Source organism: Oscillospiraceae bacterium, from assembly GCA_025758045.1.
In the GTDB taxonomy this organism is placed as follows: Bacteria; Bacillota; Clostridia; order Oscillospirales; family Ruminococcaceae; genus Gemmiger.
Genome location: CP107208.1, coordinates 2,158,759 through 2,183,144, shown reverse-complemented (window position 1 = coordinate 2,183,144; position 24,386 = coordinate 2,158,759). Strand labels below are relative to the sequence as shown.

Annotated in this window: 14 protein-coding genes, 3 tRNA genes and 3 rRNA genes; 2 read left to right on the top strand and 18 right to left on the bottom strand. The window is 57.0% G+C overall.

Going from position 1 to position 24,386, the window contains the following annotated elements:
- Positions 1-131: 131 nt before the first annotated feature.
- From OGM81_10200 to OGM81_10145, 12 genes are all read right to left on the bottom strand, one after another.
- Positions 132-203, bottom strand: a tRNA-Glu gene (locus OGM81_10200).
- Between the two features lie 13 nt (positions 204-216).
- Positions 217-333, bottom strand: a 5S ribosomal RNA gene (gene rrf / locus OGM81_10195).
- 76 nt (positions 334-409) lie between these two features.
- Positions 410-3,239, bottom strand: a 23S ribosomal RNA gene (locus OGM81_10190).
- Positions 3,240-3,472: 233 nt separating this feature from the next.
- Positions 3,473-3,549, bottom strand: a tRNA-Ile gene (locus OGM81_10185).
- Between the two features lie 3 nt (positions 3,550-3,552).
- Positions 3,553-3,628 (bottom strand) — tRNA-Ala (locus tag OGM81_10180).
- Positions 3,629-3,771: 143 nt separating this feature from the next.
- Positions 3,772-5,285, bottom strand: a 16S ribosomal RNA gene (locus OGM81_10175).
- The 16S, 23S and 5S rRNA genes sit together here with 3 tRNA genes alongside, the layout of an rRNA operon.
- A gap of 476 nt (positions 5,286-5,761) precedes the next feature.
- A complete protein-coding gene (locus OGM81_10170) occupies positions 5,762-6,445 on the bottom strand; it encodes a sigma-70 family RNA polymerase sigma factor (protein ID UYJ42706.1) in 684 nt (227 codons plus the stop codon).
- 31 nt (positions 6,446-6,476) lie between these two features.
- Positions 6,477-6,911 (bottom strand): anti-sigma F factor, encoded by a 435-nt coding sequence (spoIIAB, locus tag OGM81_10165; GenBank protein ID UYJ42705.1) that lies wholly within the window; start codon positions 6,909-6,911, stop codon positions 6,477-6,479.
- A gap of 12 nt (positions 6,912-6,923) precedes the next feature.
- The gene (locus tag OGM81_10160; protein UYJ42704.1) at positions 6,924-7,220 is read right to left on the bottom strand and encodes an anti-sigma factor antagonist; all 297 of its coding nucleotides are present in this window, start codon (positions 7,218-7,220) and stop codon (positions 6,924-6,926) included.
- A gap of 95 nt (positions 7,221-7,315) precedes the next feature.
- A complete protein-coding gene (locus tag OGM81_10155) occupies positions 7,316-8,614 on the bottom strand; it encodes a bifunctional folylpolyglutamate synthase/dihydrofolate synthase (protein ID UYJ42703.1) in 1,299 nt (432 codons plus the stop codon).
- On the bottom strand, positions 8,611-9,219 hold the full coding sequence (locus tag OGM81_10150) for a VanZ family protein (GenBank protein UYJ42702.1): 609 nt from the start codon (positions 9,217-9,219) through the stop codon (positions 8,611-8,613). The genes OGM81_10155 and OGM81_10150 overlap by 4 nt, the downstream gene beginning before the upstream one ends.
- Before the next feature lie 117 nt (positions 9,220-9,336).
- Positions 9,337-10,266 carry an AEC family transporter gene (locus OGM81_10145; protein ID UYJ42701.1) on the bottom strand — a complete coding sequence of 310 codons (930 nt, stop codon included), beginning with the start codon at positions 10,264-10,266 and terminating at the stop codon, positions 9,337-9,339.
- A 183-nt stretch (positions 10,267-10,449) separates the two neighbouring features.
- Between OGM81_10145 and OGM81_10140 the strand changes: the two genes are divergently transcribed.
- Together OGM81_10140 and OGM81_10135 are read left to right on the top strand one after the other, a co-directional pair.
- A complete protein-coding gene (locus OGM81_10140) occupies positions 10,450-10,791 on the top strand; it encodes an arsenate reductase family protein (protein UYJ42700.1) in 342 nt (113 codons plus the stop codon).
- Between the two features lie 437 nt (positions 10,792-11,228).
- Positions 11,229-13,937, top strand: coding sequence for a valine--tRNA ligase (locus OGM81_10135; protein ID UYJ42699.1), 2,709 nt, complete (start codon positions 11,229-11,231; stop codon positions 13,935-13,937).
- A 120-nt stretch (positions 13,938-14,057) separates the two neighbouring features.
- Here OGM81_10135 and OGM81_10130 read toward each other — a convergent pair whose 3' ends face one another.
- The 6 genes from OGM81_10130 to OGM81_10105 form a co-directional block, all read right to left on the bottom strand.
- Entirely contained in the window at positions 14,058-14,957 is a 900-nt protein-coding gene (locus OGM81_10130; protein ID UYJ42698.1) for an RICIN domain-containing protein, read from the bottom strand.
- A 297-nt stretch (positions 14,958-15,254) separates the two neighbouring features.
- Entirely contained in the window at positions 15,255-17,180 is a 1,926-nt protein-coding gene (locus OGM81_10125) for an ABC transporter ATP-binding protein/permease (GenBank protein ID UYJ42697.1), read from the bottom strand.
- A complete protein-coding gene (locus OGM81_10120; protein UYJ42696.1) occupies positions 17,180-18,937 on the bottom strand; it encodes an ABC transporter ATP-binding protein/permease in 1,758 nt (585 codons plus the stop codon). The genes OGM81_10125 and OGM81_10120 overlap by 1 nt, the downstream gene beginning before the upstream one ends.
- Positions 18,931-19,458: a hypothetical protein gene (locus OGM81_10115; protein UYJ42695.1), complete on the bottom strand. Its 528-nt coding sequence runs from the start codon at positions 19,456-19,458 to the stop codon at positions 18,931-18,933. The genes OGM81_10120 and OGM81_10115 overlap by 7 nt, the downstream gene beginning before the upstream one ends.
- Before the next feature lie 326 nt (positions 19,459-19,784).
- Positions 19,785-23,651 (bottom strand): ABC transporter permease, encoded by a 3,867-nt coding sequence (locus OGM81_10110; protein ID UYJ42694.1) that lies wholly within the window; start codon positions 23,649-23,651, stop codon positions 19,785-19,787.
- Positions 23,652-24,359, bottom strand: a complete 708-nt coding sequence (locus tag OGM81_10105; GenBank protein UYJ42693.1) for an ABC transporter ATP-binding protein — start codon at positions 24,357-24,359, stop codon at positions 23,652-23,654.
- Between the last annotated feature and the right edge of the window lie 27 nt (positions 24,360-24,386).

Genomic DNA, 24,386 nt, shown 5'->3' with positions numbered 1-24,386 from the left:
CCTTTTTCAATTGGAGCTTCTCTCTCGACAGAGTTACGCGAGTTTGGTAAAAGTGTGGTATGCGCAATGCAGACAAAAAGAAAGCACCAAAACCAAACGAATAATCGTCAGATTTTGGTGCTTTCAGCAAGTGACCCGTGCGGGAATCGAACCCACGTTAACGGCGTGAGAGGCCGCTGTCTTAACCGCTTGACCAACGGGCCATATTAAAAGAGAAGTCGGCATCTACCTATTTTCACAGGCCGTCTCCGGCCAACTATCTTCGGCACGAGTGAGCTTAACTTCTGTGTTCGGAATGGGAACAGGTGGAACCTCACCGTCATCGACACCGACCGTCTCTTTTTTCTGAGGATGTACCCTCAAAACTGAATATCGAACTGCTTTAGCAAATAGAGTATCTCTTAAAGATGGGGTCAAGCCCTCGACCTATTAGTACACACTAGCTGAATGAATCACTTCACTTACACTCTGTGCCTATCAACCTTGTAGTCTTCAAGGGGTCTTACCTGATTGACTCAGTGGGATATCTTATCTTAAGGCCGGCTTCACGCTTAGATGCTTTCAGCGTTTATCCGATCCGAACATAGCTGCCCAGCTGTGCCACTGGCGTGACAACTGGTGCACCAGAGGTTCGTCCATCCCGGTCCTCTCGTACTAGGGACAGCGCCTCTCAAATATCCTGCGCCCACGACAGATAGGGACCGAACTGTCTCACGACGTTCTGAACCCAGCTCGCGTACCGCTTTAATTGGCGAACAGCCAAACCCTTGGGACCGAATTCAGCCCCAGGATGCGATGAGCCGACATCGAGGTGCCAAACCTCCCCGTCGATGTGGACTCTTGGGGGAGATCAGCCTGTTATCCCCAGGGTAACTTTTATCCGTTGAGCGATGGCATTTCCACTCACATACCACCGGATCACTAACTCCGACTTTCGTCTCTGCTCGACCCGTCAGTCTCGCAGTCAGGCTCGCTTTTGCGTTTGCACTCTCTAGCTTGGTTTCCGTCCAAGCTGAGCGAACCTTTGAACGCCTCCGCTACTTTTTAGGAGGCGACCGCCCCAGTCAAACTGCCCACCTGACAATGTCCCCCGCCTCGATTCAGAGGCGCAGGTTAGAATTCCAATGTCGCAAGGATGGTATCCCAACGTCCGCTCCAGAATCGCCAAAGCGACTCTTTCCCAGCGTCCCATCTATCCTGTGCATGCAACACCGAAACCCAATATCAGGCTACAGTAAAGCTCCATGGGGTCTTTCCGTCTTGTCGCGGGTAACCGGCATCTTCACCGGTACTACAATTTCGCCGGGCGGGCTGTTGAGACAGTGCCCAGATCATTACGCCTTTCATGCGGGTCAGAACTTACCTGACAAGGAATTTCGCTACCTTAGGACCGTTATAGTTACGGCCGCCGTTCACTGGGGCTTCAATTCAATGCTTGCACATCTCCTTTTAACCTTCCAGCACCGGGCAGGCGTCAGCTCGTATACGTCATCTTTCGATTTAGCACAAACCTGTGTTTTTGGTAAACAGTTGCCTGGGCCTATTCTCTGCGGCTCACTCTCGTGAGCACCCCTTATTCCGAAGTTACGGGGTCAACTTGCCGAGTTCCTTAACAACCCTTCTCCCGTTGGCCTTAGAATCTTCTTCCTACCTACCTGTGTCGGTTTGCGGTACGGGCACCTTAAACATACACACAGCTTTTCTCGCCTCTCTTCCAGCCGGACTTCGGTACTATATTTCCCTCGATCACTACCAGAACCAACACCTGGCTCCGACCTTCTGAAAGTGTCCCTGTGCTTAAGTCTTTCGGTGGGGACGGAATCTCTACCGTCTGTGCATCGGCTACGCCTTTCGGCCTTACCTTAGCTCCCGCCTAACTTGGAGCGGACGAACCTTCCTCCAAAAACCTGAGGTTTCCGGCCATGTGGATTCTCACCACATTCGCGCTACTCATTCCGGCATTCTCACTTCTGTAAACTCCACAGCCGCTTACGCTACTGTTTCTCCGCTTACACAACGCTCCCCTACCCCGCACTTACGTGCAGCCTAAGCTTCGGTTTGTATCTTAGCCCCGTTAAATTTTCCGCGCAGAGACGCTCGACCAGTGAGCTATTACGCACTCTTTAAATGAGTGGCTGCTTCTGAGCCAACATCCTGGTTGTCTGCGTATTTCCACATCGTTTTCCACTTAGATACAATTTGGGACCTTAGCTGTAGATCTGGGCTGTTTCCCTTTTGACAATGAGATTTATCTCACACTGTCTGACTCCCATACATCAATACTCCGGCATTCTTAGTTTGATAGGCTTCGCTACCCTCTCGGGCGCTAGGCCATTCAGTGCTTTACCTCCGGGTATCTAATATGAGGCTAGCCCTAAAGCTATTTCGGGGAGAACCAGCTATCTCCGAGTTCGATTGGAATTTCTCCGCTACCCACAATTCATCCGCCGCCTTTTCAACGGAGGTCGGTTCGGCCCTCCATGAAATTTTACTTTCACTTCAGCCTGATCATGGGTAGGTCACCCGGTTTCGGGCCCATTGCATGCTACTGAACGCCCTTTTCAGACTCGCTCTCGCTACGCCTCCACGCCTTAAGCGCTTAAGCTCGCAACATACAATCGCTCGCCGGACCGTTCTACAAAAAGTACCATATCACACGTTGATGTGCTCTATGTGCTTGTAGGCACAAGGTTTCAGGTTCTCTTTCACTCCCCTCCCGGGGTCCTTTTCACCTTTCCTTCACAGTACTATACGCTATCGGTCACTGGGTAGTATTTAGGGTTGGAGGGTGGTCCCCCCATCTTCCGACCAGGTTTCACGTGTCTGGCCGTACTCTGGAACTCGCGCAGCTCTCGTCACTTTCGCTTACGTGTCTCTCACACTCTTTGGATGGCCTTCCCATGCCATTCAGCTAGCAACTTAAGTCCTTAAAGCGGTCCATACCCCGGAAGGATTTCTCCTTCCGGTTTGCCCTCTTCCGCGTTCGCTCGCCACTACTAACGGAATCTCGTTTGATGTCTCTTCCTCGCCCTACTTAGATGTTTCAGTTCAGGCGGTTCCCCCCACACACCTATGGATTCAGTGTGCAGTACCGAAGTATGAGCTTCGGTGAGTTTCCTCATTCAGAAATCCCTGGATCAATGGATATTTGCTCCTCCCCAAGGCTTATCGCAGCTTATCACGTCTTTCATCGGCTCCCAGTGCCAAGGCATTCTCCTTGCGCCCTTTGTAGCTTGACCGTTGTTTCGCTTTCGCAAAACATATCTTTATTTCAGATTCTCCATTTGCCAACGAGATTTTACCATTTTACTGTCGCTTATTGCTAAGCTTCAGTTCCGCTTGGTGAAATTATAGATTTTTATTAAAATCAGGAATTTTACATAGCTAATAAAATCTCATTTCGCAGTTCTATATTCAGTTTTCAAGGTACATCACATAAGGTTTTGGGTAACCCAGCGCACTGGATTACCAGTGGTGGGCTGAAATGGACTCGAACCATCGACCTCTCGGTTATCAGCCGAGTGCTCTAACCAGCTGAGCTATCAGCCCAAATGGTGGAGATAAAGGGATTCGAACCCTTGACCCCCTGCTTGCAAAGCAGGTGCTCTCCCAACTGAGCTATACCCCCGCGTTCTTCACGTTTCGGGTTTCGCTGTGTCCCTTATGCTTTGAGGCTCCGTTTGCACGGCCCTCAAAATTGAACAATACTGAAACTTGCTTTCCTGTCCGTTCAGCCAAAGACCAGCTTTAGCTGAACGTCTGACTCCCTAGAAAGGAGGTGATCCAGCCGCACCTTCCGATACGGCTACCTTGTTACGACTTCACCCCAATCACCAGTTTTACCTTCGGCGGCGTCCTCCTTGCGGTTAGACTACCGACTTCGGGTCCCCCCGGCTCTCATGGTGTGACGGGCGGTGTGTACAAGGCCCGGGAACGTATTCACCGCGGCATGCTGATCCGCGATTACTAGCAATTCCGACTTCATGCAGGCGAGTTGCAGCCTGCAATCTGAACTGAGACGTTGTTTCTGAGTTTTGCTCCACCTCGCGGTCTTGCTTCTCTTTGTTAAACGCCATTGTAGTACGTGTGTAGCCCAGGTCATAAAGGGCATGATGATTTGACGTCATCCCCACCTTCCTCCGTTTTGTCAACGGCAGTCTCGCCAGAGTCCTCTTTCGTAGTAACTGGCAATAAGGGTTGCGCTCGTTGCGGGACTTAACCCAACATCTCACGACACGAGCTGACGACAACCATGCACCACCTGTCTCGATGTCCCGAAGGACTTCATGCATCTCTGCACTATGCATCGGATGTCAAGACCTGGTAAGGTTCTTCGCGTTGCTTCGAATTAAACCACATACTCCACTGCTTGTGCGGGCCCCCGTCAATTCCTTTGAGTTTCAACCTTGCGGTCGTACTCCCCAGGTGGATTACTTATTGTGTTAACTGCGGCACTGAAGGGGTCAATCCTCCAACACCTAGTAATCATCGTTTACGGCATGGACTACCAGGGTATCTAATCCTGTTTGCTACCCATGCTTTCGAGCCTCAGCGTCAGTTGGTGCCCAGTAGGTCGCCTTCGCCACTGGTGTTCCTCCCGATATCTACGCATTCCACCGCTACACCGGGAATTCCACCTACCTCTGCACTACTCAAGGCCAGCAGTTTTGAAAGCAATTCACGGGTTGAGCCCATGGATTTCACTTCCAACTTGCCGGTCCGCCTGCGCTCCCTTTACACCCAGTAATTCCGGACAACGCTTGCACCCTACGTTTTACCGCGGCTGCTGGCACGTAGTTAGCCGGTGCTTTCTTGTTAGGTACCGTCATTATCGTCCCTAACGACAGGAGTTTACAATCCGAAAACCTTCTTCCTCCACGCGGCGTCGCTGCATCAGGGTTTCCCCCATTGTGCAATATCCCCCACTGCTGCCTCCCGTAGGAGTCTGGGCCGTGTCTCAGTCCCAGTGTGGCCGTTCAACCTCTCAGTCCGGCTACCAATCGTCGCCTTGGTGGGCCGTTACCTCACCAACTAGCTAATTGGACGCGAGTCCATCCTGAAGCGAATAAATCCTTTTCCCGCAGATCCATGCGAATCCGTGGGCTTATGCGGTATTAGCAGTCGTTTCCAACTGTTGTCCCCCACTCCAGGGCAGGTTACTCACGCGTTACTCACCCGTTCGCCACTAAATCAAGAAAAGCAAGCTCCTCTTGATTCCGTTCGACTTGCATGTGTTAGGCGCGCCGCCAGCGTTCGTCCTGAGCCAGGATCAAACTCTTTATAAATGGTATTTAATCGCCATTTAAAAGCGTTAAATCTCTGTAATCACTCAGACACAATCGCTTGCGTCCTGTATGAATTACTTGTAAATTTGGAATTGTTTATCGTGGGTTTCCAAACCCACGTTCAAGGTTCCACAAGTTTCAGTTTTGTTCAATTTTCAAGGTCCTGCTGTGCTGCCCTTACGGGGTGTCCCGCCGGACAGCTTGATTATGATACCACAGCAGATACGGTTTGTCAACAGGTTTTTAAAACTTTTTTCAAGTTTTTTCGCATTTTGTTCAGCAATAACCTTATAACAACGTTTCTTCTGCGTTAGGAGTATCTTATCATATTGAAAAGAGTGTGTCAAGGGGTTGTAATACTTTTGGGAAGATGCACAAGGCGGAATGTGTCGAGACGTGCAGGTTGACGAGAGAGTTTAAAAGCAGGCTTATAGATAGCGGGCCGATGCAAGCATCGGCCCCTACAGAACAGTGAGTTATATTTCAAGCAGCTGCGCCCTCATCCATGCCAGTATCTTACGTTCACGGCGAGAGATTTGGACTTGGGTGCTGCCAAGGATCCTGGCGGTCTCGGTTTGAGTGCGGTTGCCAAAGAACCGTAGACGGATCAGTTCCCTATCCTTGGGTTCCAGCTTGTCCATCACCTCGCGCAGGCCGATGCGGTCCGCCAGCGCTTCCTCCGGCGAGTCCACGGGCACATCCCATTCACGGTTGCCGTCCTCATCATTACCGGGCGTAAGAGACAGTGCAGGCAGCGAGGCGCGTATGGCCAGAGCGATCTGTTCCGGGGTAGTCTGTAGGATTTCAGCCAGCTGGGCTACGCCGGGTTCCTGGCCGGTATGTTTTAGGCAGCGTTCCCGCTCAGCGTTGACCTTCAGGCCCAGTTCTTTTAAGGATCGGCTGACCTTAACGGTTCCGCCATCCCGGAACAGCTTTTTGATCTCGCCCAAAATCACAGGCACCGCATAGGTGGAGAAGCACACCCCGCGGGTGGTATCAAACCCGTCAACCGCTTTCACCAATCCCAGGCAGCCTGCGGCGTACAGTTCCTCGTACTCGATACCCCGGCTTTTGAATCGCCCGGCGCAGGCATGGACAAGGCCTAAGTTCTTCTCAATAAATTCCTCACGTGGCATGGTTTGGATGGTCTGGGCTGGCATAGGCAGAATCCTCCTTACAAATATGTAAAGGTCATCTGCGGGTGTCCAGCCGTTTGGTAAGTGTCACGCGGGTGCCACGCCCAGGCCGCGAGGAGACATGTACCTTATCCATAAAGCTCTGCATCACGGCAAAACCTAATCCGGCGCGTTCCTCGGGGTCGCCGGTGGTGTACATAGGCTGCATGGCTTTTTCTACATCGGCGATGCCAACGCCGCGGTCGGTGACGGTGATGCGCACCACGCCGCCCTCATAGAGGGCCGCCGTCAAGGTAACAGGGCCGATACCCTCCGGATAGGCGTGCACGATACAGTTGGTGACAGCCTCGGACACAGCAGTTTTGAGGTCAGCCAGTTGCGGAACGGTGGGGTCAAGCTGAACAAGGAACGCTGCCAGCGCCGCACGGGCAAAGCCCTCATTGACAGAACGGCTGGCAAAGGTGATCTTTACCTGATTGAGCATCTTCATGGCAGTTCTCCTTTACGCGTAGGTTATGCGGGCCAGGTCCAGCATGCGGCGCACGGCGGGCGGCGGGTTTTGCACGGTCAGGTGGCCGCCCAGGGCCGAGATGTGCCGCCCACGGCCGAGGATAAGCCCGACACCGGAGGAATCCATAAAGGTGACGCCCGAAAAATCCAGCGTCAGCAACTCCGGCAGACGGTCGTCCACCTGGGCGTCGATTTCCCGCCGGATGGATTGGGCGGCGTGGTGGTCGATCTCGCCGCTTAAATACGCCGCCAGCGTGCCGCTGCCCGGCACAAAACAAACCTTTGCCATAGTGCTTGCCCCTTTTACTTTTAAATAGAAAAAGCCTGTACCATTACGATACAGGCTTCGTAGTGCATATTTTGTTAAAACAGGGCGGTGGCGCGTTAATTTTCTGCCTCTTTGAGCATCAGCGGCCTGGCTTCGGCGGCCAGGTAGAGCGAGCCGCAGACGACCACACCGGCAAGGTTGTTTTCCTCGCAGTAGTCGAGGGCCTTGTGCAGGGCTTCAGGCACGCTGGCGGCGGCTTCGGCATCCAGGTGGAAGCGAGCTTCCTTTTGCAGGGCCTCGGCAGAGAGGGCGCGGGGGCAGGCGGGCGTGACGGTGAACACTTTGGCAAAGCAGGGTGCCAGGTCGGACAGCATGGCCTTGTAGTTCTTATCGGCCAGCATGCCCATGACGCCCACGAGGTTTTCCTCATACTCGGCTTTGGTCAGCGTTTCGGCCAGGACCCTGGCACCGTCCGGGTTATGGCAGCCATCCAGCAGCAGCAGCGGATGGCGGCGCATGACCTCGATGCGGGCAGGCATATGGGCGCTGCTCAAGCCCTGCTCAATGGCATCGTCGGAGATGTCGTAGCCGAACTCCCGCCAGAGGGCGAGGGCGATCTCCACAGCCATAGCGGCGTGGTTGGCCTGATGGGCGCCGGGGAACTGCAGGCTGGCCTTGTAACCGCCGTAGTCGATGCGGTTTTCCAGGCGCTTGCCACGCAGCAGGCGGATGTCGTCCATTTCGGGCGTGATGATGACGGTGTTTGTTTCGGCCGCGGCACCCAGGATGGGGCCCATGGCCTCGACGGGCTGCTCGGGGTAATTGACAACGGCGCAGCCTTTTTTGATGATACCGGCTTTTTCTGCGGCGATCTTGTCCAGCGTATCACCGAGGATCTCGGTGTGGTCGAGGCCGATTTTTGTGATGGCGGCCACCAGCTTGTTGGGCACGATGTTGGTCGCATCGCAGCGGCCGCCCAGGCCGGTCTCCAGCACGACAAGGTCGCACTTTTCGCGAGCAAACCAGAGCAGCGCCAGCGCAGTGACAGCCTCAAACTGGACAGGGATCTCGCCGCCCTCCAGTTCGATGGCATCGATGGCGTCCAGCACCTTCTGGGCCAAGTTGGCCAGGGTGCGGGGCGGGATCATCTCGCCGTCGATCTGGAACCGCTCACGGAAATCCACCACGTAGGGGCTGATGGTCAGGCCGGTCTTGTAGCCGGCAGCGGTCAGGATGGACGAGGTCATGGCGGCCAGGCTGCCTTTGCCGTTGGTACCCGCAATGTGGATACACTGCAGGTCTTTTTCCGGGTTGCCCAGGTGATCCATCAGGTTTTGCATGCGGGCCAGGCCGGGTACCCCCTGCCCCAGGCGCGGCAGAGCGTGCAGTGCTTCGATTGCCTGTTGGGTGGTCATGCTTCGTCTTCCTCCTCGTTGTTGTCCTTGCCCTGGGCCGCACGGTGGGCGGCACGGCGGGCCAGACGTTCGTGTTCGCGCTGACGCAGAGCTTCCTGCTCGGCGCGCAGTGCTTTGTTTTCGCGTTTCACCTGATAAAACGCCATCGTAGCGCGTAAAATCAAGAGAATAATCAGGGCCACAAACAGCCCTGCGATGGCACCGGCCATATCGATCCACACGTCGGTGACAGACGAGGTGCGGTTGGGGATGGAGATTTGGATGGTCTCATCCATGAGGGCGGTGCTCATGCCAGCCAGCAGGGGCCAGCTGATATGCCGAACAAAATGCCGGGTGTAGACCCGCAGGCAGAGCATCAGCAGGAAACCTTCGAGCATGAACTCGGAGAAATGCGCCAGCTTGCGGATGATATGCTCGGACAAGGGGCCGAGGCCGAACTTGCCCAGGAAGCCGTTGACCAGCGTGGTAACGGCCTGGCTGCGGGCAGACGAGACTTCGCCTGTCTGCATGGAATTGCGGAAGATAAAGAGGATACAGGCCAGCAGCGCCGCCGTAAAGATAACGCGGAACGCGATGAGCCAGTGGGATGTTTTTTGTTGTTGCATAGTGCTCCTTTTATGTGAGGACTCCTCTTTTGAAACATTATTATAGCACCTAAGGGGTGGGAGGGCAAGTGTACGAGCAAAGAAAAAGGCTCCCCTTTGAGGGGAGCGCAAGCTATTTTACCCTAACACCATCGTCAGCAGCAGTGCATACAGCGGCAGGGTCAGAATACTGGAGAGGGTGGAAAATACCACTGCACCGGCGGCAAGTTCTTCATCGTGGTGGAACTGGATGGCAAACATCGTGGTGATGGCGGCGCAGGGGCAGGCTTCCAGCAGCAGCACGATGGTAGGCACGGTGCCGTGCAGGCCCAGCAGGGCGAAGATCAGCAGCTCCACCGCCGGGACACCCAGCATACGCACGCCCCAGGTTAGGAAGAGGTTCTTATTTTTCAGCAGCTTTTTCAGGTCGCTGGAGGCGATGGTCGCGCCGGTGATGATCATGGACAACGGGGTGTTCATATCACCGATGGCACCGATGGGGCCGGTGAGGACTTCCGGCAGCGGGATGCGGGCCAGGTAAATGATAAGGCCCGCCACTACCGCAATGATGCAGGGGCAGGTGACCACGGCTTTCACTGTCTGCTTAGGGTCGACCTGACCGGAGACGACCACGTAGCCGATGGTCCAAATCAAAATATTAAAGATAGTGACAAAACCGCTGGCGTAGAGCAGGCCCTCGCCGCCGAACAGCGCCTTGATAAGTGGGAAACCCATGTACCCGGCGTTGGAGAACGCACAGGCGAACCACAGGATGGAGCGGGCGTCCTTTTGCACCTTGAAGCTTGCCAGAAATGCCACGCCCAGGCCCACCAGCAGCACCAGAGCGCCCAGGCCGAAGGCCAGCATCAGGTTGTGGAAGGTGGCGGGATCGTACTCGACCATATAGCTGTCCAGCACCATGGCCGGGACGACCAGGTACAACAGCAAATTGGCCAGGACGGATTTTTCTTTGGGTTTGAACACGCCCGCTTTGCAGCAGACCGCACCGGCCAGGATCATAAGCAGCAGCTCCGCCACCTGTTTGGCCGTGATGACAGCAAGTTCCATAGTTTGTCTTCTCCCTCTTTTGCGTGGTTGGCATACACATATACTATATATTTTTTGTGGTGTGGTTGTCAATAAATGGTTGGTGTGGTATGCTGTTTTTAATTAGTATCCCTCGCCGCAGGGCTTGCGGGCGAATGCGAGCATCTTCCCCTACAGATACGAAGCAGACAGAAAGGAGCACGTATGAACATCCAGATCTTCGGCACCAATAAAAGTTTTGATACCAAAAAGGCCCAGCGGTGGTTTAAGGAGCGGGGCATTAAATTCCAGATGATCGATATGAAAGTGAAGGGCATGAGCCGCGGCGAGTTTGACAACGTCTGCCGCGCCGTGGGCGGCTGGGCCAAGCTGGTGGACAAAAACGCCAAGGACAAGGACACGCTGGCCCTGCTGCGCTGGCTGGATGAAAGCCAGCAGGCGGACAAGCTGTTTGAAAATCAGCAGCTGCTGCGCCAGCCTATCGTGCGCAACGGGCGGCAGGCTGCCGTGGGGTATTGCCCGGAAGTGTGGGAAAAGTGGGAGTAAGCAGGCAAAACATCTGATCTTCGGGATAGTTCCCCCCAGTCTGCGCTGCGCGCAGCCAGCCCCTTCCCAGAGGGAGCCTTCTGCAATTTCCTACTTGACATTTCCCGCACTGTGCGGTACATTATAAGATACAATGCAGTGCGAAAGAGTGCGCGCAGGTTCAGGCTTTTCCAGCAAGCCGGGGGTGATGCAAGCCCGGCATGGCCCGCTGTGTGCTGTCGCTTTCAAGCAGGTGCGGTGAAGCTTAGTAGCCGTGCACGGGTTTGCCGCCGTTATCCCGGCAGGCGGGGTGTCTGCCCTGCCGCAAAGCGGCCTTTTACAAGGCAACTTGGGTGGTACCGCGACTTGAATTTTTCAGGCCGTCCCATGATCTTCTTCATGGGGCGGCCTTTTTCTATTGATTACACGCCCCGCAATTCTCAAGGAGGTTTTACACAATGCCGAAAGAACTCGCCAAACAGTATGCGCCCCAGGGCACTGAGGACCGCATCTACCAGAACTGGTGCGACAAGGGTTACTTCCATACCCAGATCGACCGCAGCAAAAAGCCCTTTACCATCGTGATGCCGCCGCCGAACGTTACCGGCCAGCTGCACATGGGCCACGCCATGGATGAGACCTGGCAGGACATCCTGACCCGCTACAAGCGCATGCAGGGTTACGCCGCTCTGTGGGTACCCGGCACCGACCACGCTTCCATCGCCACCGAGGCCAAAGTCGTGGCCAAGATGCGCGAAGAGGGCCTGACCAAAGAGATGGTGGGCCGCGACGGCTTTTTGGAGCGCGCCTGGGATTGGAAGAACACCTACGGCAACCGCATCGTCAGCCAGCTGAAGAAACTGGGCTGCTCCTGCGATTGGCAGCGTGAACGCTTCACCATGGACGAGGGCTGCTCCAACGCCGTGAAGGAAGTGTTCGTCCGCCTGTATGACAAGGGCCTGATCTACCGCGGCAACCGCATGGTCAACTGGTGCCCCCACTGCAACACCTCCATCTCCGACGCCGAGGTCGAGTACGAGGCCAAGGAAGGCAGCTTCTGGCACCTGCTGTACAAGGTGAAGGAGACCGGCGAATATCTGGAGCTGGCTACCACCCGCCCCGAAACCATGCTGGGCGATACCGCCGTGGCCATCAACGCCGATGACCCCCGTTACGCCCACCTGCACGGCTGCCATGTCATCCTGCCGCTGCTGGACCGTGAGATCCCCATCGTCTGCGACGAGCATGCCGACATGGAAAAAGGCACCGGCGTCGTGAAGATCACCCCCGCCCACGACCCCAACGACTTTGAGGTCGGCAAGCGCCATGACCTGCCGATGATCCGCGTGCTGACCTACGACGGTCACATGACCGGTGCTGCCGACAAGGCTGCCGCTGATGCTGAGCGTGCCGCCGGCCGCGCTGCCGCCGACGAACCCGAGGTACTGGATTGCGGCAAGTACGCCGGCATGACCGCCCTGGAGGCCCGCAAGGCCATCCTGGCCGACCTGGAAGCCTGCGGTGCCCTGAAAGAGACCGAGGCCCTGACCCACGACGTGGGCACCTGCTACCGCTGCCACTCCGTCATTGAGCCGATGGTCTCCAAGCAGTGGTTCGTCAAGATGGAACCACTGGCCAAGCCCGCCATTGAGAGCGTGGAGAAGGGCGAGATCAAGTTCGTGCCCGAGCGCTTCACCAAGAACTACATCAACTGGATGAAGGGCGGCCGCGATTGGTGTATCAGCCGTCAGCTGTGGTGGGGCCACCAGATCCCCGCCTGGTACTGTGACGATTGCGGCGAGACCGTGGTTGCCAAAGAGGCTCCGTCCGTCTGCCCCAAGTGCGGCTGCACCCATCTGACCCAGGACCCCGACACGCTGGACACCTGGTTCAGCTCTGCCCTGTGGCCCTTCTCCACCCTGGGCTGGCCTGATGAGAACGCCGAGGATTACAACTACTTCTACCCCACCAACACGCTGGTGACCGGCTACGACATCATCGGCTTCTGGGTCTCTCGCATGATCTTCTCCGGCCTGGCCTACACCGGCAAGGCCCCGTTCGACACTGTGCTGATCCACGGCATCGTGCGCGACAGCCAGGGCCGCAAGATGTCCAAGAGCCTGGGCAACGGCATCGACCCGCTGGAAGTCATTGACCAGTACGGTGCCGACGCCCTACGCCTGATGCTCATCATCGGTTCCACCGCCGGAAACGATATGCGTTACAGCGATGAAAAGGTGCTGGCTGCCCGTAACTTTGCTAACAAGCTGTGGAATGCTTCCCGCTTTGTGCAGATGAACCTGCCCGAGGACTTCCAGCCCGGCCTGCCCGCAGAGGAGCAGCTGGACATGAGCGACAAGTGGGTGCTGAGCGAGCTGGCCAAGATGGCCGCCGACGCTACCGCCAACCTGGATAAGTACGAGCTGGGCCTGGCTGCCGAGAAGGTGGAGAACTTTATTTGGGAAGTGTACTGCGACTGGTACATCGAAATTTGCAAGACCCGCCTGAACGGCGACGACGCCCAGGCCGCCGACACCGCCCGCAAGGTGCTGGTGTATGTGCTGGACCGCGCACTGAAGCTGTTGCATCCCTTCATGCCGTTCATCACCGAGGAGATCTATCAGGCCCTGCCCGGCAGCGGCGAGACCATCATGACCCAGCTGTGGCCGGGCAATGAGAACATGAAGATCTGGGCCGAGGACTGCGCTGACTTTGAAAAACTGATGGATTACATCAAGGCTGTGCGTACCATGCGCGCCGAGATGAACGTCCACCCCGCCAAGAAGACCAGCATGGTCATTGAGACTGCCAGCCCCGCTGCCTTTGAGAAGGGCGGCGCCTACCTGGCCCGCTTTGCCTTTGCCACCGACGTGACCGTGACCCCCAAGTATGAGGGCAGCGCCGACGGCATGGTAAACGTGGCTACCCCGGATGCCAAGGGCTTTATCCCGATGATGGAGCTGATTGACCGTGAGAAGGAGCTAGCCCGCCTGAACAAGGAGCTGACCAAGGCCGAGAAGGAGCTGGGCATGTTCACCAACCAGCTGAACAACCCGAAGTTCGTGGAGAAAGCCCCCGCCAAGCTGGTGGAGGAGACCCGCGCCAAGCTGGCCGCCGCCCAGGAAAAGACCGCGAAGATCAAAGAGAGCATCGCGGCGTTGGGTTGATCTTGCCCGTAAAAACCTAATATAAAACCAAAAGCCCCCGGTACTTAACGGTACCGGGGGCAACTTGTTACAGCATAATTCAGTGCAGGGGGTTATCGGGCAAGAATGTGCAGGTGCAAATTACTTGCGCTTGCTCTTGCGGCCGCGCTTTTTGGCGGCGGTGTTCACAGCGGTCTTGACCTCGGCAGCGGCCTTTTCGGCGGCCTTGACGGTCTCCTCTACAACAGGGGCAGCAGCCTTGACAGCTTCCTCGACGACCGGCTTAGCGGCCTCGACGGTCTTTTCGACGACAGGCTCAGCAGCCTTAACAGCCTTCTCAACCACGGGCTTAGCAACCTCGACAGTCTTCTCAACTACGGGCTTGGCAGCCTTGACGGCCTTCTCGGCAACAGGCTTTGCGGCCTTGGCGGCCTTTTCTGCAACGGGCTTGGCTGCCTTGGCAGCCTTCTCGACAGCGGGGGCAACCGCTACAGCAGCAGCGTCGACGATCTCGGTAGCAGCCTTTTCAGCGGCGGCCTTAGCCTTGACGGCGGAAGCCTTCACGCTGGTCTTGGGCTTGCGGGTGACCTCGTTGATGGTCCAGTACTGGTTCTCGCCGTTGACGTCGGCCCAGATCTGCAGCGGAGTGCCGTTGACAGCGCTCATGCCGGCATCCAGCAGCTTGCCTGCCAGGTTGCTCTTGATCTTAACGCGGCCATCGTTGGAAGGCTCGACCACCCACAGCTGGCTGGAAGCGGGGGCACCCTCCCACTGGTGTACGCGGGTGCCGTCGCTGACGCCGCCCATATCCAGGTCCATCATCTTGCCGGTGAAACGGTTCTGCACGCGGTAGACGCCGTCGCCTGCAGCGACGAAGCCCCACTGCTGCCACTCGGCATTGGCGTCGTCCCACAGCTGGATCTTGGCGCCGTTCTCGATATTATAATCGGCAACCTCAACGACCTTGCCGTTGGCGGCGTTGATGGTGTAGTACTTTCCCTCGGTGATCACGGTCTGTGCAATTTTCTTCTTGGCTGCCATATTGGCTACCTCCCTATTCATAAACAGTTCTGTAAACGTATCCATGCGGCCTATATCGGCGCTGCCTAATCGGTTGCGCTGTACCCTCTGCCGCGGTATCTTATGCAGCCGAATAATCGTGGCTACGTCACCTATTATAACCACTTTTTACCAATTCGTCAACTTTTTGGCGGTAATGCGGCACTTTACACAAAAAAGCCGGGACAGCGGCAAGCCATCCCGGCAATTTTGATTGATTGTACACCAGATTGCTGCAATTTTTGCGCAGCAACGCTGTACACTATGCTGTCAATGTGTTCAGCTGTTCTCGGCAAAATTGCCTGTGTACAGGGTGTAGTAGCGGCCTTTCTGGGCGATCAGCTCGTCGTGGGTTCCGCGCTCGATGATGCGGCCCTGCTCCAAAACCATGATGCAGTCCGAGTTGCGGACGGTGGACAGGCGGTGGGCAATGACGAAGGTCGTACGGCCGTACATCAGGCCGTCCATGCCGTCCTGCACCAGTTTTTCGGTGCGGGTATCAATGGAGGAAGTTGCCTCGTCCAAAATCAGCACCGGCGGGTCAGCAACGGCAGCACGGGCAATAGCCAGCAGCTGGCGCTGGCCCTGGCTCAGGTTGGTGCCGTCGCCGGTCAGCATGGTGTTGTAGCCATCGGGCAGATGCTTGATGAAGCTGTCGGCGTTGGCCAGCTTGGCGGCGGCCATGCACTCTTCATCGGTGGCGGTCAGGCGGCCGTAGCGGATGTTCTCCATAACGGTGCCGGTGAACAGGTGGGTATCCTGCAGCACGATGCCAAGAGAGGAACGCAGAGCGTTCTTTTCGATGGACTTGATGTCGTGGCCGTCGTAGAGGATCTGACCCTTCTGGATGTCGTAGAAGCGGTTGATCAGGTTGGTGATGGTGGTCTTACCGGCGCCGGTAGAACCGACGAAAGCGATCTTCTGGCCCGGACGGCCGTAGAGGTTGATGTCGTGCAGGACGATTTTGCCCTCATCGTAGCCGAAGTCCACATCCTTAAAGACGATGTCGCCCTTCAGCTGGGTGTAAGTGACAGTGCCATCGGCGTTCTGCTTTTTCCAGGCCCAGATGCCGGTGGACTCGTTGGTCTCGGTCAGGGTGTCGTCGGCCTGGAACTTGGCATGCACCAGGGTAATGTCACCCTCGTTGACCTCGGACTTTTCATCCAGCAGGGCGAAGATACGGGCGCCGCCAGCCAGAGCCATGACGACCGCGTTCAGCTGCATGGAAATCTGAGTGATGGGCTGGTTGAAGCTCTTATTAAAGGTCAGGAAGCTGGCCAGCTTGCCCAGCGTCAGGCTGCCGACGCCGCCGATGGCCAGCGCACCGCCGACCACAGCGCAGAGCACGTAGCTCAGGTTGCCCAGCTGGCCGTTGACGGGCATCGCCACCAGAGAGTAGGCGTTGGCCTTGTCGGCGCTGTGGAACAGCTCATCGTTGAGTTCGTTGAACTCCTTGATGGCGGCATCCTCGTGGCAAAAAACCTTGACGACCTTCTGGCCGTTCATCATTTCCTCGATGTAGCCGTTGACTTTGCCCAACTCTTGCTGCTGCTTGAGGAAGTACTTGCCGGAGTTGCCGGTGAGATACTTGGTGGCCAGCATCATAGCGCCGACCATGACCAGGGTCAGTACGCTCAGCGGCACGCTGAGGTAAAGCATGGACAAAAATACGCTGACTACCGTAATGATCGTATTGACCAGCTGGGGCAGGCTCTGGCTGATGAGCTGGCGCAGGGTATCAATATCGTTGGTGTAGACAGACATGATGTCGCCGTGGGCGTGGCTGTCAAAATACTTGATGGGCAGTGTCTGCATGTGGACGAACAGGTCGTCGCGCAGACGTTTCAGGGTGCCCTGGGTGATCTTGGCCATGGTGCGGTTCTGGATGAAGACGGCCAGGATGCCCACGCCGTAGAAGCAGGCCACACGGGTGATGGCATGCAGCAGGCCGGAGAAATCATTGCTCTTTTCGGCCAGCAGAGGCAGGATGTAGCTGTCGATCAGAGTCTGCATAAACAGGGTGCCCTGGACCTGAGCGAACACGCTGAGCAGAATACAGCACAGCACCAGGATGACCTGGAACTTGTACTGCTTCATCACGTAGGCCAGGATGCGCTTGAACACCTTGCCGGGGTTCTCTACTTTGGGGCGGGGGCCTGCGTTGCGGCCGGGGCCCATTTTTACTACTTTAGGCTGCTGTGCCATCAGGCTTCCCCTCCCTTCTCGTCAAAGTCGCCGGAGCCTTTGGTTTGGCTGTTGTAGACGTCCTGATAGATGGCGTTGGTCTTCAGCAGGTTGGCGGGGGTATCAAAGCCGCTGACCCTGCCGTTATCCAGCACCAGCACCTTGTCAGCGTTCTCGACAGAGGAAATACGCTGTGCCACGATGAACACCGTCGTGCCGGGGATCTTCTCGGCAAAGGAACGGCGGATCCTGGCGTCGGTGGCGGTATCGACAGCGGAAGTGGAGTCGTCCAGGATCAGGATGCGGGGCTTTTTCAGCAGGGCACGGGCGATGCAGAGGCGCTGCTTCTGGCCGCCGGATACATTGTTGCCGCCCTGCTCAATGTAGGTCTGGTACTTATCGGGGAAGCGCTCGACAAATTCATCGGCGCAGGCCTGCTTGCAGGCGTCCACGATCTCTGCGTCGGTGGCGTCGGGGTTGCCCCAGCGCAGGTTGTCGGCGATGGTGCCGCTGAACAATTCGTTCTTTTGCAGCACCATGGCCACGTTATTGCGCAGGGTCTCCAGGTCATAACGGCGCACATCCACACCGCCGATGGAGACGCTGCCCTCGGTCACGTCATACAGGCGGGGCAGCAGCTGCACCAGGCTGGACTTGGCCGAGCCGGTGCCGCCGATGATGCCGATGGTCTCGCCAGACTTGATGTCCAGGTCGATGTGGCTCAGCACCTTCTCGCCGTTCTTCTTGTAGGAGAAGCTGACGTGGTCGAACTTGACAGAACCGTCCTTGACGTCCATGACGGGGTTTTCGCCGTTGGTCAGGTCAGACTTCTCATCCAGGACCTCGGCTACACGTTTGGCGGAAGCGGCGGACATGGTGATCATGACAAACACCATCGAGAGCATCATCAGGCTCATCAGGATGTTCATGCAGTAGCTCAGCATGCTCATCAGGTCACCGGTGGTGAAGGTGGTGGCGCCGGAGCTGACGATGAGCCGTGCGCCCATCCAGCTGATGAGCAGGATGCAGCTGTAGACGGTCAACTGCATGAAGGGGGCGTTCCAGGCGATGATAAGTTCAGCGCGCATCAGCAGGTTGCGCACATTCTCGCTGGCCTTGCGGAACTTCTCGCTCTCGAACTTTTCCCGCACGTAGGCTTTGACCACGCGGATTGCAGAAACATTCTCCTGCACGCTCTCGTTCAGGTCATCGTACTTGCGGAAAGCCTCGGTGAAATAGCGGGTGGCGTGCGTCATGATGTACACCAGCACGCAGCCCAGCAGAATGACCGCGATCAAGTAAATGTTAGCCAGCTGGCGGTTGATGGTGTAGGACATGATCAGCGCCACGATCATGCTGGCAGGCGCACGGATGGACATGCGCAGCAACATCTGATAGGCGTTTTGGATGTTGGTAACGTCGGTGGTCATACGGGTGACCAGACCGGCGGTAGAGTATTTATCGATGTTGGCAAAGCTGAAGGTCTGGATATTTTTAAACATGCCGCGGCGCAGATTGCGGGCAAAACCGGTGGCGGCATGGGAGCCAAGCACGGCACCCAAAATGCCAAACAGCAGGCCAAACAACGCTGCAACGATCATCTGGGCACCAACGATGTAGATGACCTGCATATTGCCGGGGGTGACGCCATCGTCAATGATGGAAGCCATCAGTTTGGGGATGATCATCTCCATGATAACCTCGCAGATCATAAAGATCGGCGTCAGGATCGAGACCAGGCGGAATCCCTTTGTCTCACGTCCGAGTGTTTTCAGCAAGTTTCATTGCTCCTTTCCGGGGTAGATTGTTTTGCTTCGGCCTCGATGGACTGGGCGTTGTGCAGGATTTGGTTCAGCACCACGCGGGCAGCGGCCATTTCTTCGGGGGTAAGGCCCTGTTGCAGGTCCTGCTCAAAGCGGTCAATGCTGGCTCGGATGCGGTCGTGGTAGGCCACCCCTTTGGGGGTGGCGGCCAGCCGCTTTAAGCGGGCATCTTTCTCGACCGAGCAGCGGGTAATGAAACCATCCTGCTCCATGCCCTGCAGGATCGCCGTGACGCTGGAACGGCGGATGTGGAACCATTGTTCTACATCGCGCTGGTAGACATCACGGTTTTCGTTGTTCGCGCAGATGATCTCGCCCAGCAGCATACCGCGCACACCGGTCAGCTCCGGGGTGACTTCGGCTGCAATGCGGGTATCCATAGCGCGGCGCAGCATACGGGATGTATGGCTGAGCAGCGCACCGAAATGCTTGTTTACGCAGCCATCCCGAACCGTGGCTGGATTTTGGCAGATCATCGTTCTCACCTTCCTTATCGGGTCGTTTTGTTAGCCTGCGAATTGTTCATTCATGAATTGTTCGCATGCTAACTGTTTATATTCGTACTTGGATAGTATATCACCGATTGGGAAAATGTCAAGAGATGAATTTTAAAAAGCCCCCTCAAAGAGGGAGCTTTCTTTTACCTGCTTTCATCTAGGTATCATAGTCGTTATTTTCGTTAGAAAAACGCCCCAAAAAACTTTAACGAATCTAACGATTTTAACGAAAATGACACCTATTTTACATTAGATATATGTTTGCAATCGGCTCCTTCTATTTATAGGAGCTTCATGCGTCCGTTTTATTCCGGCGCTTTCATGCTCTCTACCATCGAGATGCGTTTCAGCAGCCGCTGCATGACCAGGTTGACCAGCGTGCTGAACAGCAGGGTCAGGGCAATGGCGTAGGCAAAGCTTTGGGGGTAGATCTGCCGCCCAAACATGACGGCATCGACCTCCACCGTGGTGATGACGAAGCTGTGCAGGGCAATGCCGCCTGCCAGGCCTAACAACGTACCGATCAGCGTTAAGGCCACGCTCTCGCGGTTAACGTAGGCGTAGACCTCTGGGTCGTAGAAGCCCAGCACCTTGATGGTGGCGATCTCCTTGACACGCTCGGCAATGTTGATGTTGGAGAGGTTATACAGCACCACGAACGCCAGCGATGCCGCACAGACGATGATGAGCACGACCACTGCATCGATGGAGTTAAGCATGTTGAGCACCTGTTTCACGTTGTCCTGCGTGAAGTTCAGGCTGGCCACATTGCCCATCGCCAGCAGATCCGCCGAGAGGGTATCGCGGGCTTCCTGGGTGTCCTCGGGCAGGATGCTCATGATTGCGTTGTAGGCGGGAGCTTCGCCAAAACCGGCCTCGTACACCGCCGGGCTGAAGTAAACGTAATTGCTGACGTAATGCTCGCACACACCGCTGACAGTGAAGTCAGCTGTCTTATCGTCGCTGTTAGTCAGGGTAATGGTGTCCCCTGCCTTTACACCCAGGGTCTTGGCCATCTTTTCGTTCACGACCACGCCCTGCTGCCCCAGCGACACCGCCTTGTGGGAGAGGCGTTCGTGCAGGTCAGCAAACTCAGCAAACTTGTCCACAGCCTGGGGAACCATGAGGTAGACGTCCATCTCACCGTCGGGGCCATCCTGCCGGGTGGATTCCATGGCAACGGTCAGCGAATCGGTGACGTTCTCATTATTATAAAGGTAGTCGTAAACAGGGCCGCTTTCGGTGGCCTCCTGCTTGGTAACGATGGTCATCATGTCGTAGTGGTAAATGTCGCCGTACTGCTTGGTGATGATGGAGTTCAGCGAATCCGAGATGCCGAAGCCCGCCACCAGCAGCGAGGTGCAGCCCGCCACGCCGATGACCGTCATCCAGAAGCGCTTTTTGTAGCGCAGCAGGTTGCGGCAGGTAACTTTCCAGCTGAAGGGCAGCCGCCGCCACAGCGGGGTGATGCGTTCCAGCAAAATGCGCTTGCCGGCCTTGGGGGCGCGGGGCAGCATGAGGGCCGCCGGGTCCTCCTGCAAGGTGGTGCGGCAGGCCAGCGCCGTGATGCCCACGGTGAGCAGGATAAGGGTGCCACCCGCAAGCAACGCCTGGCTCAACCGCCAGGGGGTGGCAATAGACGGCATATAATACATCATTTCATAGGCGGACCAGATGATGGACGGGAAGGCCTTGAAGCCGACGGCCAGTCCGGCTACTGTGCCCGCTGCAGCCGCCGTGAAGGCGTAGATCAGGTACTTTTGCATGATGGCTGCGCCCGAATAGCCCAGGGCTTTCAGCGTGCCGATCTGCAGGCGTTCTTCCTCGACCATGCGGGTCATGGTGGTGGATACCACCAGTGCCGCCACCAGGAAGAAGAATACCGGAAAGATGGTGGCAATGGCGGTGAGCTTATCCACATTGGCGGTAAAGGACGCATAGCTGACGTTTTTGCTGCGGTCCCAGACGTACCAGGTGGGGTACTCCACATCGTTCAGGGCGGCTTCTCCGTCCTCGATTTGCGCGCGGGCATCGGCCAGGGCCTTTTCGGCTTCGACCTTGGCGTCCTCATATTCTATTTCTCCGTCCCGTAGTTTTTGCAGGTTTTCGGCAATGGTTGTTTTGGCGTCATCCAGCTTTTTGCGGGCGTCGCTCAGCCGGCCTTTGGCGTCGTCGATCTGGCGGCGGGCATCGGCCATCTGCACCTTTTTGTCCTGCAGGGTGGCCCAGCCATCCTCCAACTGGGCGCGGGCAGCCGCCAGCTGCTTTTTGCCGTCCTCGTACTGGGCCAGGCCGTCATAGTACTGCTTCCAGCCATCGTCCAGCTGGGCCTTGGCGGTGGCCAGTTTGGGGGCGTTGGCTTCCAGCTCGGCACGGGCGGCAGCCAGCTGAGCCGCGCCCTGTTCGTATTGCAGCAGGCCCAACCGGTACTGGGTCAGCTGGCCCACGCCGGAAACCAGTTCTTCCAGCTGGGCTTTGCTGTCCTCGGGCAGGCTGGCCCACCAGGCTTCGACAGCGGCGTTCAGCTTGTCCCGGATGTCATCGGGCAGTTCGGGGGCGAACTGACGCGCCCAATCGACAGCATTCTGCAAAGCCGTCTGCATGGCGGCAGGGTCGGCAGCATCAGCCACGGCGGCGATATACGTCCGGGCCTCCTGCAAGCGCTGCTGTTGTTCTTCCGGCAGGGTGTCTGCGGGGATTTCATCGATGGCCGCCAGCAGATCGTTGGCCTGGGCGCGGATGGCATCCACCTGCTCCTGTGTCAGGCCTGCGGGGATGGTCAGACCGCCGTAATTCTGGATGGCTTGCCACAGTTCTTCCACCGTCTGGGGCGGCTGGGTGCCGTTGGCATCGCAGTTCTGGGCCAGCCAGCCGATAAACGCATCCACCTGGGCCGCATCCACTCCCAGCTTTTCGGCAATGGCTGCTATCCCCTGCTGGTAGGCGTCCGCGTTGGCGTCCAGCTGGGCCTTGGCGTCGGCCAGCTGCTTTTCGGCGGTTTCGATCTGTGCCAGGCCGTCGTTGTATTGTTTCAGTCCGGCTTCGTACTGAGCCTGGCCGTCCTCCAACTGTTTGCGGGCGGCTTCCAGCTTGGGGGCGTTGGCGGCAAGTTCGTCCTCCCCTGCCTGCAGCTGCGCCTCGGCGTCTTTCAGCTGGGCTTCGGCATTCGCCAATTGGGCCGCGCCATCGTTGAGCAGGGCTTCGTTGCTGGTCAGTTCGTTCAAGCCGTCTGCATACTGGCGCTCGCCGTCATCCACCTCTTTCTGGCCATCCGCCAACTGTCGTTTGCCGTCGGCCAATTCAGCGGCAGCGTCGGCCAGCTGTTGGTCGGCATCCGCTTTGGCGTCGTTGTACTCAGCCCAGGCGTCATCCAGCTCGGCACGGGCATCAGCGATGATGCCGTCATAGCGGGCTTCACACCGGGCATCGGCGATGGCCTCGACGTTGGCCTTGACCGTATCAATATTGGTTTGGTAGGCGTCGCCCAGGCTGTCCTGCTCCAACGCGCCTTCGGCGGTCAGGTAGACTTCGGTGTAGGCTTCGTAGGCGAAATCCTGCTGGGGGATGTAGAGCACCAGCTTGACCGTGCCGTTGCCCACGCTGGCGGGCTCGCGCTCAAAGCTGAAATAGTTGGCGTTGTGCACGATGCCCACGACGGTGTACTCGGTGGTGCTCAGCTTGGTGTCCAGATCTTCGTTGGCTTTGTCCACCACCAGCTTTGTGCCCACGGTGTAGTTAGATTGCTTTTTGGTGTAGCTGGCTTCGATGACGCACTCGCCGGACTTTTCCGGCAGGCGGCCCTCGACGAGGTTCAGCTGGTTGATGGTGTTATTCTCCGGCGCAGGCAGGCTGTGGACGCGGCTGACGACGGTGTCACCGTCCACCTCCACCAGCAAATCTGCCGAGTATCCCGGCTGCACCTGGCGAACGCCCTCCACCTGGTGCAAGGCGTCCACATCCTCATCGGTCAGGCCCAGGGTGGAGACGATGCGCAGGTCGTAGAAGTTGCTATCATCCATATAACGTTCCATCGACTCTTTCATATCGATGGGCGTGGCGTTCAGCCCGGCCAGGAAGCCGACGCCCAGCGCCACGATGGCAAAGACGGCGGCGAACCGGCTGGCGGTGCTTTTGAAGGTCCGCAGGGTATTTTTGCGATAACTGCGTGTCATTTACCACTCGATCCTTTCCACAGGGGTTGGGTTGGGGTTCACGGTCTGATCTACCACCCGGCCGCTGTTGATACGGATGACCCGGTCCGCCATAGCGGCCAGAGCGCTGTTGTGGGTGATGACGATGACGGTGCGCCCCTGTTTGCGGCAGGTGGCCTGCAGCAGGGCCAGCACCTGCTTGCCGGTTTTGTAGTCCAGCGCGCCGGTAGGCTCATCACAAAGCAGGATCTTTGGGTTTTTGGCCAGCGCACGGGCGATGGAGACACGCTGCTGTTCGCCGCCGGAAAGCTGTGCCGGGAAGTTGTTTTTGCGGTCCGCCAGGCCCACCTCATCCAGCACGGTGTCGGCATCCAGCGGGTCGCGGCAGATCTCGGCGGCCAACTCCACATTTTCCCGCGCGGTCAGGTTCTGCACGAGGTTATAAAACTGGAACACGAAGCCCACATCATAGCGGCGGTAGGTGGTCAGCCGCTTTTTATCAAAGCCGCTGACCTTCTCGCCGTCCAGCAGGATGGTGCCCTCGTCGCAGGTATCCATGCCGCCCAGCATATTCAGCACGGTGGTTTTGCCCGCACCGGAAGGGCCGAGGATGACGCAGAACTCCCCCTTTTGGATCTCAAAGCTCACGTGGTCTGATGCAGCGATACGGGTATCGCCCATCTGGTAATATTTACACACATTGTCAAACAACACATAAGGCTGCGGCATGCTAAAACTCTCCTATTTTTTAAAGTA